Origin of the sequence: Helicobacter magdeburgensis (genome assembly GCF_000765825.2) — a bacterium.
Lineage (GTDB): Bacteria > Campylobacterota > Campylobacteria > Campylobacterales > Helicobacteraceae > Helicobacter_C > Helicobacter_C magdeburgensis.
Map to the genome: position 1 here is coordinate 11,998 of NZ_JRPE02000014.1, position 16,868 is coordinate 28,865.

Annotated in this window: 18 protein-coding genes and 1 pseudogene; 17 read left to right on the top strand and 2 right to left on the bottom strand. The window is 39.4% G+C overall.

Annotated elements, in window-relative coordinates; genetic code table 11:
* The 4 genes from secF to LS74_RS08695 are packed head-to-tail and all read left to right on the top strand — an operon-like array spanning position 1 to position 4,063.
* On the top strand, positions 1-972 hold the full coding sequence (gene secF, locus LS74_RS08680; RefSeq protein ID WP_034587243.1) for a protein translocase subunit SecF: 972 nt from the start codon (positions 1-3) through the stop codon (positions 970-972).
* 22 nt (positions 973-994) lie between these two features.
* On the top strand, positions 995-1,336 hold the full coding sequence (locus LS74_RS08685; RefSeq protein ID WP_034587245.1) for a DUF6394 family protein: 342 nt from the start codon (positions 995-997) through the stop codon (positions 1,334-1,336).
* Between the two features lie 9 nt (positions 1,337-1,345).
* On the top strand, positions 1,346-2,041 hold the full coding sequence (locus LS74_RS08690; protein WP_034587253.1) for a hypothetical protein: 696 nt from the start codon (positions 1,346-1,348) through the stop codon (positions 2,039-2,041).
* Positions 2,042-2,050: 9 nt separating this feature from the next.
* Positions 2,051-4,063, top strand: a complete 2,013-nt coding sequence (locus LS74_RS08695; RefSeq protein WP_034587247.1) for a hypothetical protein — start codon at positions 2,051-2,053, stop codon at positions 4,061-4,063.
* A gap of 92 nt (positions 4,064-4,155) precedes the next feature.
* On the opposite strand, the gene LS74_RS08700 is transcribed toward LS74_RS08695, so the two are convergent.
* Positions 4,156-4,620, bottom strand: a complete 465-nt coding sequence (locus LS74_RS08700; RefSeq protein WP_034587249.1) for an acyl-CoA thioesterase — start codon at positions 4,618-4,620, stop codon at positions 4,156-4,158.
* A gap of 259 nt (positions 4,621-4,879) precedes the next feature.
* Here LS74_RS08700 and LS74_RS08705 point away from each other — a divergent pair, with 259 nt between their 5' ends.
* Positions 4,880-6,400, top strand: a complete 1,521-nt coding sequence (locus tag LS74_RS08705) for a flagellin A (RefSeq protein WP_138129037.1) — start codon at positions 4,880-4,882, stop codon at positions 6,398-6,400.
* Positions 6,401-6,567: 167 nt separating this feature from the next.
* Here LS74_RS08705 and LS74_RS08710 read toward each other — a convergent pair whose 3' ends face one another.
* Entirely contained in the window at positions 6,568-6,897 is a 330-nt protein-coding gene (locus LS74_RS08710; RefSeq protein ID WP_034587450.1) for a c-type cytochrome, read from the bottom strand.
* A 75-nt stretch (positions 6,898-6,972) separates the two neighbouring features.
* On the opposite strand from LS74_RS08710, the gene folD reads away from it, so the two are divergent.
* The 12 genes and pseudogenes from folD (at position 6,973) to LS74_RS08770 (ending at position 16,844) form a co-directional block, all read left to right on the top strand.
* Positions 6,973-7,827 (top strand): bifunctional methylenetetrahydrofolate dehydrogenase/methenyltetrahydrofolate cyclohydrolase FolD, encoded by an 855-nt coding sequence (gene folD / locus LS74_RS08715; protein ID WP_034587448.1) that lies wholly within the window; start codon positions 6,973-6,975, stop codon positions 7,825-7,827.
* Positions 7,828-7,841: 14 nt separating this feature from the next.
* Positions 7,842-8,702, top strand: a pseudogene (lepB, locus tag LS74_RS08720) (signal peptidase I); the annotation flags it as partial.
* Positions 8,703-8,881: 179 nt separating this feature from the next.
* On the top strand, positions 8,882-9,346 hold the full coding sequence (gene rpiB, locus LS74_RS08725) for a ribose 5-phosphate isomerase B (RefSeq protein ID WP_034587445.1): 465 nt from the start codon (positions 8,882-8,884) through the stop codon (positions 9,344-9,346).
* A 15-nt stretch (positions 9,347-9,361) separates the two neighbouring features.
* Positions 9,362-9,715: a hypothetical protein gene (locus tag LS74_RS08730; RefSeq protein WP_034587442.1), complete on the top strand. Its 354-nt coding sequence runs from the start codon at positions 9,362-9,364 to the stop codon at positions 9,713-9,715.
* Between the two features lie 36 nt (positions 9,716-9,751).
* Positions 9,752-10,300 (top strand): adenine phosphoribosyltransferase, encoded by a 549-nt coding sequence (locus LS74_RS08735; protein WP_034587441.1) that lies wholly within the window; start codon positions 9,752-9,754, stop codon positions 10,298-10,300.
* On the top strand, positions 10,301-11,047 hold the full coding sequence (locus LS74_RS08740) for a DedA family protein (RefSeq protein ID WP_034587439.1): 747 nt from the start codon (positions 10,301-10,303) through the stop codon (positions 11,045-11,047). It begins immediately after the preceding gene.
* A gap of 17 nt (positions 11,048-11,064) precedes the next feature.
* Positions 11,065-12,483, top strand: a complete 1,419-nt coding sequence (locus LS74_RS08745; protein ID WP_034587437.1) for a leucyl aminopeptidase — start codon at positions 11,065-11,067, stop codon at positions 12,481-12,483.
* 2 nt (positions 12,484-12,485) lie between these two features.
* Positions 12,486-13,586: a redox-regulated ATPase YchF gene (gene ychF, locus LS74_RS08750; protein ID WP_034587435.1), complete on the top strand. Its 1,101-nt coding sequence runs from the start codon at positions 12,486-12,488 to the stop codon at positions 13,584-13,586.
* A 208-nt stretch (positions 13,587-13,794) separates the two neighbouring features.
* A complete protein-coding gene (flgB, locus tag LS74_RS08755) occupies positions 13,795-14,229 on the top strand; it encodes a flagellar basal body rod protein FlgB (RefSeq protein WP_034587433.1) in 435 nt (144 codons plus the stop codon).
* An 18-nt stretch (positions 14,230-14,247) separates the two neighbouring features.
* Entirely contained in the window at positions 14,248-14,739 is a 492-nt protein-coding gene (flgC, locus tag LS74_RS08760; RefSeq protein ID WP_034587431.1) for a flagellar basal body rod protein FlgC, read from the top strand.
* A 9-nt stretch (positions 14,740-14,748) separates the two neighbouring features.
* Positions 14,749-15,054: a flagellar hook-basal body complex protein FliE gene (gene fliE / locus LS74_RS08765; RefSeq protein ID WP_034587429.1), complete on the top strand. Its 306-nt coding sequence runs from the start codon at positions 14,749-14,751 to the stop codon at positions 15,052-15,054.
* An 8-nt stretch (positions 15,055-15,062) separates the two neighbouring features.
* Positions 15,063-16,844, top strand: coding sequence for a peptidoglycan D,D-transpeptidase FtsI family protein (locus LS74_RS08770; protein WP_138129039.1), 1,782 nt, complete (start codon positions 15,063-15,065; stop codon positions 16,842-16,844).
* Positions 16,845-16,868: the final 24 nt, after the last annotated feature.

Here is a 16,868-nt window from a genome sequence, read left to right on the forward strand (position 1 = left end):
ATGGAAGTCTTTAAAAAAGTAAAAGTCTATGATTTTGTAAAATATAGCTCCTATGGGCTTGTTATCTCGCTTGTTTTGATTCTGACTTCTTTTGTGCTTTTGGGTGTGAAAGGATTCAATCTAGGGATTGATTTTGCTGGTGGCTCTGTGGTGCAGTTGCAGTATAGCAAGGATGCTCCTTTAGCGGAGATTAGAGAGTTACTTGCCAAAGATGAGCGATTTAAAAATTCGCAAGTGAGTGAGTTTGGCTCTAAACAAGAAGTGCTACTTAAGATTCCATATATTCCAACAGGTGTAAATGAGGATATGGCACAAGATATTATCACACTTTTAAAGCCAAGTGGGGATTTTGAGCTAAGAAGGCTAGATTCTGTTGGTCCAAAGGTGGGTGATGAGCTAAAGCAAAATGGTATTATCGCACTTACTTTGGCACTTGTGGCGATGATGATTTATATTTCTTTTCGCTATGAGTGGCGATTTTCTTTAGCGGGTGTTTTGGCATTAATGCACGATGTGATTATTGTATCTGGTGTGGTGATTTTGGTAGGTGTGGATTTTAACCTTGATGTTTTAGCGGCTTTGCTGACACTCATAGGGTATTCTATTAATGACACGATTATCATTTTTGATAGAATCCGTGAGCAAATGCTTATAAAGCGTCAAAAAGATATGCGTTATGTGATTAATGAAGCAGTTTCTTGCACACTTTCACGCACTTTACTGACTTCGCTGACGGTATTTTTTGTGGTGCTGACACTTTATTTGTTTGGTGGGGAGATTATTGTAGGATTTTCACTGCCTATGCTTGTTGGCGTGATTGTAGCGACTTGTAGTTCAATCTTTGTTGCACCACGCTTGGCTATAATGTTTGGCTTTAGCCTTGAAGAGTATTACCAAAAAGAAGCAACCAAGCTGAAACGCAAAGAAGAAAAGAAGCGTTTGCGTGAGATGTATGAGAAAGGTCGCCTGTAAAGGTCGTTTATAAGGAGGAAATATGGATTGGGGCAAGGTATTTTTTGTATTTTTCAGCTTAATGAGCTTGACTTTTACTTTAGGCTTTTTGTATGAGAGTAATATTGTTATTCTTTTTATTGCAATGGCGATTAATTTTATTGCTACGACTTTGCGTATTGGTGTGAAAAATAGTCTCTCTGCTGAACTTTTTGCAAGCTCGTTGGTGGCTGATTTTCATCTCATTCCTGCGTTTGTGTTTTTGCAAGTCTTTGGTGATATTGAGATTGCTACGGCGTTGGTTGTAGGGGCAGTTGTGGCAAATCTCTTTTCGGTAATTTTACTTTGTATCGCTGGGGCTAAGGCAAAGGAGAGTGATTACTAGGATTTGGCTTTGAAGTCTTTAATCTCAACACTTAACTTCGTTTTTGTTTGTGTTTGTGCGAGTGTGTTTGTAAGTGCGTGCGCGAGTTATACCCTTGAAGTTAAAAATGTGAGCTTGTATAATGAGGGTGTAAAGATTTTAGATTCTCATAAGCAAAAAAGCAAGGTGCGACTTGAGATAGGGCAAGGCAAAGTTGGTGGCTCAAGTGCTATCCCTTTAGCTATTTTTGTCTTAGCACAAAATCTCTCTACTTCTCCTGTAATTTTTGATAGGGATAATATCCACATTTATCAAAATAATAAGGAAATTATTCCACTAAGTGAGAGTGAGTTAAAGGCGGATAACTATGACTTTGGGAGTATTGTAGAATCTTATCATTTGTATGTGCCTCCTGCTCCTATGCCTGAACTGCCTGTGGGGATACCTTTTATCTATCGTGGGTATATGGGGGGATTTTATGTGTATGATTATATGATTATCTCTGCACGAGAGAGAATGCAAAGGCAGATTCAGCTTGATGAGAATAGGGCAAAAAGGGCGATTATCTTTGCGAGTGTCTTGCGGAAAAATACCCTAGAGCCAAATGTTGCTCCAAAAGGTGGCTTTATGCTCTACGCACCAAATAGGCTAAAAAATGGGGCTATCAAGGTGGAAGTGAGTGTGGGTGAAGAGAGGCATAGCTTTGATTTGGAGCTTAGAAAATAAGGAGTAAAAATGAGAAAATCAAGAATCTTAAGCCTTGTGCTTGTAGTGTTTATGCTTTTTGCGTGTAGTGATGAAGGGGCTAAGACTGAAGCTACACAAGATTCACAGCCTTTGACACAAAAGCCTAAACTAGAGCTTGAATCTAATAATGATCATCTTACAAGCATTATGGATAAGATTCTAGCCTATGTCGTGTATGAGCCAAGCACACAAGGCAAGGAGCAAAACAACATAGAGCAAGACACTTCATCTAGCTCATCATTATCTAATCCCGCAAATGCCAAAGGCTATCTACAAAGAGCTTATGAAATGAATAAGGGCGTGGGTTCGTATCAGCAAATGCCTGAAACACTTCATTTGATAAAAAAAGATTTGCAGGAAAGGATAGCACAAAATGCCATTGCGATAGATCTTGCCTATGAGCTAGAGATTGATACTGATTTGGCTCTTTTACTCGTGAGGCAAGGCAGTATGCAGAGTCTCGCAGATCTATTACTAGGGCAGGAAAAGAGTGCTAAAGAATCTGGCTTACTTGCAGAAGTGATAGAATATCAGATTCAAATACGGCTTTTAGCTCTCTATGGATTATATCATAGTCAAATGGGCGAGACTTCACAACAGGGGAGTTTGGAGGATACTTTGCGTTTTAAGGCTGAAACTCAAAATTACCTTAAACAATATAAAGATTTTCTTCCGCCTAAGCATTATGAGCTATATGATAAGGCTTTAGAGCTGCTTGGCGATGCTTCGTTGCAGGGGCAAATACCAATAGATAGAATCTTGCAACAACTTTTAGTATATTCAACGCATATAGAAGAAGATAGCGGTGAGATTGTGGATATTGGGCGTTTGCAAAAAGCCTATGAGCTATTTCAAATAAGGGACTTTTCAAGCCCACAGGCAAAAGAGATTGTAGAAATCACACAAAATCTGCTGAAAAACACCTATGAAAACGCTCAAGTGGGGAATTATATCTATGGGCTTAACTATCTTACCCTTGCGTTTTTAAATGAAAATGTTTCACGCAACATAGAATCCGCCCTAGAATATTTGCAAAAAGATTTTCAGTTTTATCAGATTCAGCAACACACATTTTTGCTCACATATTTTCAAAACTATATCACTTCAATGTTTGTTGGGGCGTATATCTTATCGGGCTTACATCAGGATAGAGAGTATTTTGAGAATCTATTACGCAGGATTCAAACTGAACTCGCTCAATATGATGATGTCATAAATGAAGATGATATGAATCTGTATAAAGAAATGCTAGGAATGCTAGAAAAAACCGACAAAGAAGCTTTTAGTTCTATTAGCTTTGTGGAGAGTAAGCCTAAAGATGAAGATGGATTTATAAAAATCCGCCTTGATTTATCCCCACAAGAAATGCAAAAGATAAAAGAGCTTATGACAAAGGAACAGAACACCCCGCAAGGAGAAGTATTTTGCCTTGATGTTGCAGATGTGGAGTTTATGCTCTCTTTAGTGTATCAGGCGTATAAGATTCAAGGCTATGAGGGCATTGCACCGGATTTTTTCAAGATTCGTATGGAGGAGGTTTTTGGTGTGAGGGATTTCTCGCAAATGGGTAAATATTTTGTTGATTTTGATAGGTTTATGGTTGTGGGTGTGGCAGATAGGAAATGCTACAAGCAGAATCTTCTCATAGATGAGCGTTTAGGGAGATTGCAAGAAAAGCAAAGTGTGTGTGGGTATAGCCTATTTTTTGATAAGGAAAATGGCATAATGACAGATGAGATTTTGCCTTCAATCCTTTTAGAACAAGTGGCTGATGGCAATGTGTATTTTCGCTTGAAGGTGGCGGATTTGAATCTTAATAGATTTATTTTTCAAAACAATGAAACGGCATTAAAGGAATTTGAAACAATGCCCCACACAAGCACGATTTTAGCTATCCTGCTTGAATCTTTCCCTGATTTTAGCTCTTATCTCAAAGGGCGTATAGCTAAGACTGAAAATTTTCTTATGAAAGCTAAGGCGAAGGAATGTGAAAAGCCATAAAATCATTGATGAAGTTTAATGTAGAGATTGCCCCAAAGATTCCGCAACGCTGGATTGATGTTGTTTTGGGGCTAGAGAAAATTTGTCAAGGTTTAGTTAGGTTTGATTTGGATTCTAAACTCTTTGCGTTTTTTGGCTGCTTCAAAGCGTCTTTTTTCTGCTTCTGTGGTGGGGGTAAGTGGAGGGATTTTGACTTTTTTACCCTCTTTGTCAATGGCTACCATTGTAAAGTAGCAACTATTGCAATGTGTAACAAAGCGGTTTTTAATATCTTCACTAATGACTTTAATCCCCACTTCGCAGCTGCTGCTCCCTACATAATTCACAGAGGCAAGAAAAATCACAAGTGAGCCAATGGGAATGGGATTTTTAAACACCATTCCATCAACGCCAATAGTTACCACACCGCAGCCACAATATCGCGTAGCACAAGCATATGCCACTTGATCAAGTAGTTTCATCAATTCTCCGCCGTGCATTACACCGCTAAAGTTTGCCATACTTGGTGAGGCAAGCACACTCATTGTTAAGGATTTTGGATCAAATATATCTTCCATTGTAAGACTCCTAAAAGGCAATTTTATTTTAAACTTTAATTATGCACTGGCAAAGTTATTTTTATATATTATGGGCGAAAGTTTGCTCCTTTTACGCTTATAATGTCTCTAAAAGTAACTTGCTACCGCCTTAGATTCTAGGATTTCTAGCAAAAATATACAGAATCTCGCAGAATTTATTTAAAAAATTTTTACATAGCCGATATGTCTTTCAACCAAGGGCAAGGAAGCCTAAGGAAAAACAAAAAAAGGAGTTACTATGGCTTTTCAGGTTAATACTAACGTAAATGCACTCAATGCACACGCCGTTTCAACCTTCACTCAATACAACCTTAAGAATTCAATGGAAAAATTGAGTTCAGGTCTCCGCATTAATAAGGCAGCAGATGATGCTTCAGGTATGGCGATTGCGGATAGCTTACGCTCACAGGCAAGTGCTTTAGGACAAGCAATTAGAAATACAAATGATGGTATGGGGATTATCCAAATTGCGGATAAGGCGATGGATGAGCAAATCAAAATCCTTGATACAATCAAAACTAAAGCGGTTCAGGCAGCTCAAGATGGGCAATCTACTCAATCTCGCTCAATGATTCAAATGGATATTAAGCGACTTATTGAGGGGCTTGATAATATCGGTAATACCACAACTTATAATGGTATGGCGTTGCTTTCAGGGCAATTCTCAAATAAAGAATTCCAAGTGGGAGCTTACTCAAATCAGTCTATCAAGGCTTCTATTGGCTCAACGACATCTGATAAAATTGGACAGGTGCGTGTGGAGACAGGTGAGCTTGTAACAGCTTCTGGTGAAACAACCGTTGTGTTTAAAAATGTTGATGGTGTAAATGATGTTACTTTAGAATCTGTAAAGATTTCTCACTCAGCAGGAACAGGGCTTGGTGTTTTGGCGGAAGTTATTAACAAAAACTCTGATAAAACAGGTATTCGTGCTCAAGCTAATGCTATTACAACTTCTAATGAGGCTATTAAGTCTGGAAGTATGGCGGGAGTTATGATTAATGGAATCTCTATTGGAGATATCATTGGGATTAAGAAAAACGATAGCGATGGTCGTTTGGTGCAGGCTTTCAATGCTGCTACAATGCATACAGGTGTTGAGGCTTATACTGATAATTTCGGTCGCTTAATGTTAAGAAGCACAGATGGACGCGGTATTGATTTAAAAATTGATGGTGCTGTGGGTCAAGGTCCTATTTCAGTAGAGAAGGTAAATGGCACTCACGAACTGACACAAGGCTCTACAAACTATGGACGCCTTTCACTTGTAAGGACCGATGCAAGAGATATTGTTGTCTCTGGGATAAATATCAGCTCAACAGGTTATAAAGATGACACAAAGGTAGCTCAAACAACAGCAAACCTTCGTGATGTAACAGGTGTGTTTAATGCTGATGTGAAGTCTGCTTCAGGTGCAAACTACAATGCGGTTATCGCAAGTGGTGGTGCTGACCTTGGTGCTGGTGTAACAAGTTTGCGAGGTGCTATGGTAACAATGGATATTGCAGAATCTGCACAAAAAATGCTTGATAAGATTAGAGCTGACCTTGGTTCTGTTCAAGGACAAATGGTAAGCACAGTCAATAACATCACTATTACTCAAGTGAATGTTAAGGCAGCTGAATCTGGTATCCGCGAAGTGGATTTTGCAGCTGAAAGTTCAGAATTTAGCAAGCTTAATATCCTTGCTCAATCTGGTAGCTATGCGCTTTCTCAAGCAAATGCTATTCAGCAAAATATCCTAAGATTGCTTAACTAAGTTTAGCTAGTCTCTTGGCTCTTGCCACTCCTTTCCCTCTTCCTTTGAGCAAGGGGGAGGGTTAATCTCTCTTTTCTTTTTAGAATCCTTCTAGAATCTTTCCCTTTATCTTTTTAAAGTTATTTTAGAATCTTGGCTTTTTTACCGCTTTTTGTAGTCAAAAGTGCTTATGGACGATAGAGATAGATATAAATGGCTTTTATCTCTTCTTCTGTTAAATAGTATGCAGGCATAACGCCCTTTTGCTTTTTGAGTGCTTTGCTAAAGGTGCTAAACTCAAGGTTATTAATACGCGGGGCAAGAAGCGTCTTTTCTATGCCTTTATGCTTGTAATGGGCTATTATGGTAGGCTCTCCGCTCTCTCCGTGGCACTTGCTACACGTGATACCACGCGGATTTTGATACAGATTCTTGCCATATTCATCTTGTGAGAGAAACTCGCTTTGGGCGTTTATGCTCCCTAGAATCAAAGCACACAGCATTAGTTTTTTACTCATATTTCCTCGCTTAATAGTATTTCTTTAATATCTTGTATTATAATAGCGAAATGATAATCACAAAGGCTTAATACAATGACTTTACTTGATGGCAAGACTTTAAGTGCAAATATTGAAAAAAATCTCATTACTCAGGTTCAAGATCTTGCTAAACAGGGAATAACACCCGGTTTGGCGGTGATTTTAGTAGGGAATGACCCGGCAAGTTGTGCGTATGTGCAGATGAAAGCTAAGGCGTGTAAGCGTGTGGGAATCTACTCTGTAACACACGAAATGCCCCCAAGTATCACTGAAGATGAGCTGCTATCCGTCATTGAGATTCTTAATAAAAATCCAAATATTGATGGAATCTTAGTCCAACTTCCATTGCCCTCACATATCAAAACCTCCAAAGTGCTAGAAGCCATAAATCCGCAAAAAGATGTAGATGGATTCCACCCTTTTAATGTGGGGCGACTAAGTGTGAATCTTGATAGCTTTGTCCCTGCTACTCCCCTTGGTGTTATGAATCTTTTAAAACATTATAATATTGATGTAAGTGGCAAAGATGTTGTGATTGTAGGAATGAGCAATATTGTGGGTAAGCCCTTGGCTGCGTTAATGTTAAATGCAGGAGCGAGTGTGAGCTGCACACATATTCTAACACGCGATGTGAGTGCTTATACCAAAAATGCGGATATTGTGTGTGTAGGTGTAGGGAAGGCTGGGCTGATTAAGGCAGATATGATAAAAGAGGGCGCGATTGTTGTGGATATTGGCATTAATCGTTTGGAGTCTGGAGCGTTGGTGGGCGATGTGGATTTTGAAAATGTCTCTAAAAAGGTAAGTTTTATTACCCCTGTACCCGGCGGAGTAGGACCTATGACCATTGCTACGCTATTACAAAATACCTATAAAGCAGCATTGTATCGCCTGACACAAAGAGCATAAAAAAAGGATAGAGTATGAAAAGACTTTTTAGTGGATTAAAAGCATTTGTTTCAAGCTGGACGGGGACGATTATCATCGTTTTGTTTTTGATATTTTTTGTTATGCAGGCGTTTGTTATTCCTACGCGTTCAATGGTAGGCACATTGTATGAGGGCGATTTTTTATTTGTAAAAAAATTTAGTTATGGAATCCCAACACCTAGAATCCCTTGGGTTGAGGTGAATATACTGCCTGATTTTCGTGGGAATGGGCATTTGTTTGAGGGAGAGCGACCAAAAAGGGGCGATGTTGTTGTCTTTATCCCCCCGCACGAACAAAAGGTGTATTATGTCAAACGCACTTTTGCTGTGGGTGGTGATGAAGTGATTTTTGATAAGGATGGAATGTATCTGCGTCCATTTGAGGGTGATGAGTATATAAGAGAGCATTTTTCTGGCTATGTGCTTGTGGAGCGATTTGGCAAACTTTTTGTCAAAGAGCCATATATGGGGCAACACCCGGGCATTGCTTATCAAAGTGAGTATTATGAGAATCCTTATAATGAAAGTCGTTACAAAATAGATGAGCAGGGAAAACTCTATAAAAGAGTGTGTGTAGAGGGAGTAGGACACGCAAATATGGGCGATGGTGAGCTTGGCTGTGAGCTGTGGAAGAGAGAGTATATCACAGATACAAGTGGGCTTATAGAAGATAGAAATGTCGCTTTCACAGATATGTTTAATGATAGGACAATCCGCAGTATGGAAAAATATGATGATATGTTTTATATCAAAATCAAGCAAGATGAATTTTTTATGGTCGGCGACAATCGCAACAACAGCTTTGATTCACGCTTTTGGGGGAGTGTGCCATATAAAAATATTATAGGAAAGCCGTGGTTTATCTATCTTAGTCTCAATAAGGCAAATAGTGAAGAATCTGGAGCAGATGTGGATAAGAGTAAGCGTTATACAATCCGCTGGGAGAGAATGTTTAAAACAACGGAGGGCTTGGAGCAGAAAATGAGAGAGGCAATGCCAAAATAAAGCTGTAAAATAAAAATAAAAGGGAAAAGATGACGGCAGAAAACAAAAAACAAACCTATGTGATAGGCACAGACCACGCGGGAGTGAATCTCAAAGATTTTGTAATGACTTTTTTGCAAGAAAAGGGCTTTAGCGTGATTGACTTGGCTCCACAAGATAGACAAAGGGTGGATTACCCAGATTATGCTAAAAAAGTATGCGATGTTTTAAAAGAAAATCCGCAGTATAAGGGGATTTTAATCTGTGGAAGTGGAATTGGAATGAGCATTGCTGCTAATCGCTATAAACATATCCGTGCTGCATTATGCCACGATGCGTATATGGCAAAAATGGCAAGGCTACATAATGATGCTAATGTCTTATGTATGGGTGAGCGTATCAGTGGCGTGGGCGAAGTGGAGTCAATCCTTGAAGCCTTTGTAAGCAGCGAATTTGAGGGTGAGCGGCATCTTGTGCGTGTGGAAAAGCTAGGGAATCTAGGACAGATTCTATAAAGTTAAGGAGAAAGTATGGAAGGAAGTGTAGGAAATTTCATTGCAAAATGGTTTTTTTTAACAGGCTTTATTTTATTTGTATTGTATATGCTTGTGCGGACATTTTTCTATCGCTCTGTGGCACAAAAGGAGGAGAGAAACTCTGCTGCAATGAAGCTAACACTCAATGAAGCGGAGATTCTTATCCGCAAACATCAGCTGCAACTGCAAAGGGCGTTAGGGAATATTGATATTCTTACCCAGGAGATGAATGCGTTAAAAAATGAAGTCAAGGTGTTAAAATCACGAAATTCTCAATATAGAATTGAAACTGATAAATACAAGGCGAGAATCAAAGACTTGGAGCAAAAAATAGAGGCATTGCTCTAAGATTCTATCTCTCAAATCACGCAAAGGAGTTTTTGAATGAATACCATAAATAAACAAAAGATAGCAGATTCTATACGCGCTATACTTGATTACCCAAAGCCAGATGTTATTTTTCGTGATATTACCACGCTTATTGGGAATGCGGAGGTTTTTGCTGAAGTGATTGAGATTCTAAAAAATCGCTATGTGGATAAAAAAATTGATTTTGTCGCTGGTATTGAAGCAAGGGGGTTTATTTTTGGCTCGGCTTTAGCCTTTGCTATGGGCGTGGGCTTTGTGCCTATACGCAAAAAAGGTAAGCTCCCCTTTACAACCGTGAGCGAAAAATATAGCCTAGAATATGGCTTTGATGAAGTGGAAATGCATATTGATGCCTTTAGGGAAGTGAAAAATCCCAAAGTTGTGTTAGTAGATGACTTGATTGCCACAGGTGGCACGGCAGAGGCAAGTGTGAAGCTTATAAAATCTATGGGGGCAGAATGTGTGGAGGCAGCTTTTCTTATCAACCTTAAAGGTTTGCAGGGTGAGAAAAAGCTCCTTTCACATACAAAAGTATTTAGCATTTTGGAATATGAGGGAAAATAAATGAATCTTTTACAAAAATCCCTTGCTTATATTCAGCATAATCCTAAACGCGTTTTTGTGTGGGGATTGGTGTTTGCTGTTGTTGTGGGGCTTGTCGTGCTGTATAAGCAGTCTGGATTCTCGCTTGAAGAGTTTATTACACAGCTTTGGGATAGATATGTAGAGACTTGGGGGTATCTTATTTTATTTTGCTGGGGGATTTTGGAGGGTGAGCTAGGACTTATCTTTGCTGGACTTGCTGTGCATGATGGGAAAATGAATCTATTTTTAGCTATTTTTATTGCTGGACTTGGGGGCTTTGTGGGCGATCAGATTTATTTTTACATTGGGCGTTTTAATCGCAAGACGATTCAGGAGGAATTTACCTCGCAAAGACGCAAGTTTGCCCTAGCACATTTGCTTTTAAAAAAATATGGCTGGTCTATTATTTTTATACAACGCTATATGTATGGTATGCGGACAATCATTCCTATGAGTATTGGCACAACGCGTTATAGTGCATTAAAATTTGCCATTATTAATCTTTTTTCAGCGTGGGTTTGGGCGGCAATTACCATTGTGCTGACTTGGATTTTTGGTGAAGAGATTTTCATCGTGCTGGATTGGTTTAAAGATCATCCATATTTGTTGATACCGCTTGCTATTGTGATTGGTGGAGGTGTTTGGTGGTATTTTAACTCCCAAACCAAAAAGGTGGATAAAAGGATTGCTAAGATTCAAAGTGAGCTAGATTCAAAGGCTAAATAAAACAAAGGAGCGACATAATGAAAGTAAGCATTTCAAAGAGTGTAAAGAATGAAAAAAAATACGCACAATGTGTTGTAATGGCAAAAAGTGCGTTTGGCAAATCGGCTTATGCCAAGCTGTGCAAACCTTTTGGCTTTGAGGGTGAGGGGAAGTTTTTCTTACAAGAGAGCAGGATTCTTGTGGTGTGTGTAGATGAGCTAGAATCTGATTGTTTGCGAGAATCTGGAGCAAATATCGTGCGGTATTTTAAAGGCTTGCCTTATGAGGGTGTGAATGTAAGCATTGAAGGCAAGATAGATAACAAAAAGGCGTATGCCTTGCTTTTAGGGGCATTGTGTGGGGAATATGAATGTATGAGCTATAAGAGTAAAACAAAGGCAAATGCTTTAAAAGAGTTTGTTTTAGTGGAGCAAAAAACGAGTTTAGATTCTAGCATTGTTACAAAGGCTGAAATTATCGCTCAATCTGTCAATGCTACGCGTGAGCTTATTAATACTATTCCGCAGGTGGCTACGCCAAAATATCTCGCCAAATATGCTAAAGGCTTAAGCAAAGAGCTAGATAAGATTGAATGTAAGATTTTAGATGAGTCTCTTTTGGAAAAGGAAAAAATGGGTGCGTTTCTAGCGGTGAATCGTGCTTCGTGTAATCCGCCGCGTTTAATCCATCTAAGCTATAAGCCAAAGGGTGCGACAAAAAGAGTGGTGCTGGTTGGCAAGGGGCTGACTTATGATTGTGGGGGGCTGTCGCTCAAACCAGCGGATTTTATGGTAACAATGAAAGCTGATAAGAGCGGTGGCTGTGCTGTTATGGAGATTGTTAGAGCCATAGCTAGACTTGGAGCAAATGTAGAAGTGCATAGCATTGTAGGTGCGGCGGAAAATATGATAGGTGGCAATGCTTACAAGCCTGATGATGTGCTGTATTCTAGGGAGGGCAAGAGTATAGAGGTGAGAAATACCGATGCGGAGGGGCGTTTGGTATTGGCTGATTGCTTAAGCTATGCTCAAGATTTAAAGCCTGATATTTTGATTGACTTTGCGACACTCACAGGGGCTTGTGTTGTGGCGTTGGGAGAATATACAAGTGGGATTATGGGGCATAATGATAAGCTAAAGCTAGAATTTGAAAAGATTGCACTAGATTCAGGGGAGCTTATGGCGTGTCTGCCTTTTAATAGGCATTTAAAAAAGCTTATAGAATCTAAAATCGCTGATGTATGTAATGTCGGCTCAAGTCGCTATGGTGGGGCGATTAGTGCGGGGTTATTTTTGAGTGAGTTTATCCGCGATGAGTATAAGGATAAGTGGTTGCATATTGATATTGCTGGTCCTGCGTATGTGGAAAAAGAGTGGGATATTAACCCAAGCGGAGCAAGTGGAGCTGGAGTGAGAGCTGGGATTGAGTTTATCCTTACACAAGCTGTGAAAGGGTAGCTATGGGACTTTCAATAGGTATTGTTGGGCTTCCAAATGTTGGTAAATCCACGACTTTTAATGCACTCACAAAGGCACAAAACGCAGAGGCGGCAAACTATCCATTCTGCACAATTGAGCCAAATAAGGCGGTTGTGCCTGTGCCAGATTCTAGGCTAGATGAGTTGGCAAAGATAGTAAATCCTCAAAAGATTCAGCATTCAGTCGTGGAGTTTGTGGATATTGCGGGGCTTGTGCGAGGGGCGAGTAAGGGTGAGGGGCTAGGCAATCAGTTTTTAGCAAACATTAAAGAAGCGGATATGATTTTGCATATTGTGCGATGCTTTGAAGATTCTAATATTACGCACGTGGAAGGGCGGATTGATCCTATTAGCGATATTGAGATTATTGAGCTAGAGCTGCTTTTTGCCGATATGGCAAGTCTAAACAAACGCATTGAAAAGCTGCAAAAAGAGAGCAAGGCACAAAAGGGTGCAAACGCACAACTCTCCATCGCACAAGAGCTTTTAGCCCATTTAGAATCTAATAAGCCGGTCAAAACCTTTGCTAAAAAAGAGAGCGAAGAGTTTATAACGCTTAATCGTGAGCTACGATTTCTCACAAATAAGGAAGTGATGTATGGGGCAAATGTGAGTGAAGATGGGCTAGAATCTGATAACGAATATGTAAAAAAAGTGCGTGAATATGCCGAGAAAAACGGAGGCATTGCCATCAAGCTTTGTGCGAAGATTGAAGAAGAGATGGTAGGAATGGAGGATAGTGAAAGGGCAGAGTTTTTGGCAAGTCTGGGGGCAAGTGAGAGTGGGCTAGAGCAGATTATTAGGGAGGGGTTTTCACGGCTTGGGCTTATAAGCTATTTTACCGCTGGGGTCAAAGAAGTGCGTGCTTGGACGATTAGAAAAGGGGATTTAGCACCAAAGGCGGCTAGTGTGATACATAAGGATTTTGAAAAGGGCTTTATCCGCGCGGAATGTATAAGCTATGATGATTTTATCAAGTATGGCGGAGAAGCAAAGGCAAAAGAAGCGGGGGCTATGCGGATTGAAGGGAAAGAATATATCGTGCAAGATGGGGATATAATGCACTTTAGGTTTAATGTGTAGATTGGTTTGCAGGATAGATGGCAAATAAGAATTAAAAAATATTTTACTTTGTTCCAACATATTCATCGTATCAAGATTCTAGAGATTCAATTTGTGTCATCTTTTCCAATTATGTTTTTTATGTTCCTTAGCTGGTATATTTGGAATATATTTTGCTTCTTTTCTTGGAGTTATCAAGCTAGAATCTATATGATGAAAAGGGGCTAAAATGGCTATTGCAGATATTTCTAAAGCTTATTCTGTTGTGTATAAGGCACTTGATTACCGCTCAATCAGACAGGATATGATTGCTTCAAATATTGCTAATGTGAATACGCCTTTCTATCGTCCAAAAGATGTGAATTTTGAGCAGTATTTAGCGCGTGAAAATAAGCGTATTTTTGGCACGGGGGAGCGAAGCTACAAGCTTGATATTGCTAAAACTGCCAAAGGACATCTTGATAGCAGACGCAATGTGAAAGATAGTGCGACGATGTTTTGGCGTGATGGACATTTGGCAAAAAATGATGGCAATAGCGTGGATTTAGATGTAGAAACAAGTGAAGTGGGTAAAAATAGCACAATGTATCAAGCACTTACAAGTGCGTTGCGGCGGCATAAGGGGATTTTTTCCTATGCTATGGATTCTGGAAGAAATATTTAATGAAGTTAAGGAGTGAAAATGTTTTTATCAAGTTTTGATATAAGCGGATATGGGCTTTCAGCTCAAAGGGTGCGTGTCAATACAATCTCATCAAATATTGCAAATGCCAATACCACACGCACCGATGAGGGCGGACCTTATCGCAGGAGAGAGGTGGTGTTTCGTGCGTTTGATTTTAATAAAGTCTTAAATGAGAAATTGGGAAAAAATAATCAACAACTTAAATATGAAGATCCATTAAATGAGGGCGATTTGGGAAAAGAGCCAAAACCTGCTATAATGAGCGTTTATATTCAAAAGATTGCGCGTGATGATAGGGAGCCACTTATGAAATATGACCCAAGCCACCCAGATGCGAACTCTGAAGGTTATGTTGCATATCCTAATGTTAATCCTGTTGTAGAAATGGCCGATTTAATAGAGGCAACTCGTGCATATCAAGCGAATGTCGCAGCATTTCAAAGTGCAAAAAATATGGCAAGTAATGCTATTACAATGTTTCAAGCATAGGAGAAGTAAATGGCTAATCAATTTGGTGTGATTACAAACAATATTCAGCCTGTTGGTAATCAAAAAGTAGAAAACACACAAAATAGGCAAGATGGGCTTGATTTTATTAACACGCTTAAAAGCTCTATCCAAGAGGTGAATACTGAGCAGCAAATTTCAGAAAAAGCCCTAGCAGATATGGCAAGTGGGCAGGTAAAAGACTTGCATCAGGCGGCTATTGCGATTAATCGTGCGGAAAATAGTATGAAAGTAATGCTTGAAGTGAGAAACAAAGCCATTAATGCCTATAAAGAAATCCTAAGAACTCAAATCTAAGGGCATTTGTGGCGTATTATCCCAAAAAAACAGGTGTTGTTATATCTGTTTTTTTCTTACTCATCTTGTGTATCGTTGTGTTTTTAAGCATTGCGTATGTTAAGATAGTAACCCCTAGAAAACTCCCAAACCTTAGTGCTGCAAAGAGTGATACTTCAGTCCGTGGCAGTCTCTATACAAGTGATGGTTTTGAAATTGCATATAGTGATAAGCTCTACAAAGCAAGTGTGAATACCCAAAGTATTGACCCAGATAAAAAAGAGCTTTTTATTACGCTTTTTTCCATATATAGTGGGATTCCAAAAGATGAAGTGGCTAAAAAGATAAATCAAAAAGGCTATGTGGTTTTATCCTATACACTGAATTCCACAATCGCTACTCACCTTAAGAATCTTAATCTCATTCTTATCCGCTACGATGTGTTTCGTGAGTATGAGGACAAAAAGGGTAGAGTGATTCAAAAAATGGGCTTAAGTATTGAAGTGAGTGGTAATAATAGAATCTACACTTATAAAAATATCTTAGAGCCGCTTATTGGCTACACACGCAAGGTTGAAAGTCAAAATATCACGCGTGTTGATGGCGTGAAGGGAGTGGAGAAATATTACAATGATATTCTCTCCGCCAAGCAAGATGGCAGGATTATAGGCAAACGAGATGTGGGATTTAATATTATCGCTAACAAGGGAGCGAGTATCCAAAGTCGTCAAGATGGTTTTGATATTACCCTAAGCATACCATTAAGTTTGCAAAGAAAGATTGAGCTGACACTTGATGAGGCAAAAAAGCGTTATAAAGTGCGTGAGATTATTGCGGGAGTTATGGATTCTAAAACGGGTAAGATTCTAGCCCTTGCGACTTCTAATCGCTTTGATCCCAAAAGCATTCAGCAAAAAGACTATCCAAATTTGAATCTCAATGCTATTGAGTATTCCTATGAACCCGGTAGCACGATTAAACCCATTATCTATGCAATTTTGTTGCAAAAGGGTATGGTCAAGCCAAGCGATGTGGTTGAACTCAATGATGGCTACTATAAGCTTAAAAGCTACACTATCCGCGATACCCATCCGCTAAAAAGTGCAAGTGTGGAAGATATTATTGTGCGTTCAAGCAATATAGGAATGGTGAAAATCTCTCAAAATCTTAATCCAAAGGAATACCACACAGCCCTGCACGCCTTTGGTTTTGGTGAGCTAAGTGGCATTGATTTGCCTTATGAAAAAACAGGCTTAGTGCCAAGCCCAAAGACTTTTAATAATGAAGTGTATCGTGCGAGTGTGAGCTATGGCTATGGTATGAGAGCGACTTTTATGCAGCTTTTGCGTTCTTATGCGATTTTTAGCAATGGAGGCTACCTTGTAACACCCCGTGTAAGCGAGTATGTAATATCTCCAAGCGGGGAAAAATATATCCCAAAACAGCTTGAGCCAATAGCGATTTTATCACCAGATGTTGTGCAGCAAGTGTATGATACGCTTATCCGCGTTGTGCAAAAGGTGATTAAAGTAGCCCAAGTTGATGGTGTGATTACAGGTGGCAAAACAGGCACGGCTAGAATTGCAAGCGGTGGCAAGTATGATACAAAATATAATGGTTCGTTTTTTGGTTTTGCCCAAGATGAGACAAACTCCTATACAATTGGTGTTGTAGCCTTTGAATCTGATATAAAAGATGACTATTATGGCGCTAAAACAGCCGCGCCAATCTTTAAGCATATTGTGGAGCTTTTGCTTGAAAATGGCTATCTTAAACCCATAGAATCTCCACAAGAAACACCAGAGACTTAAAAGATTCTAAATCATTACAATATC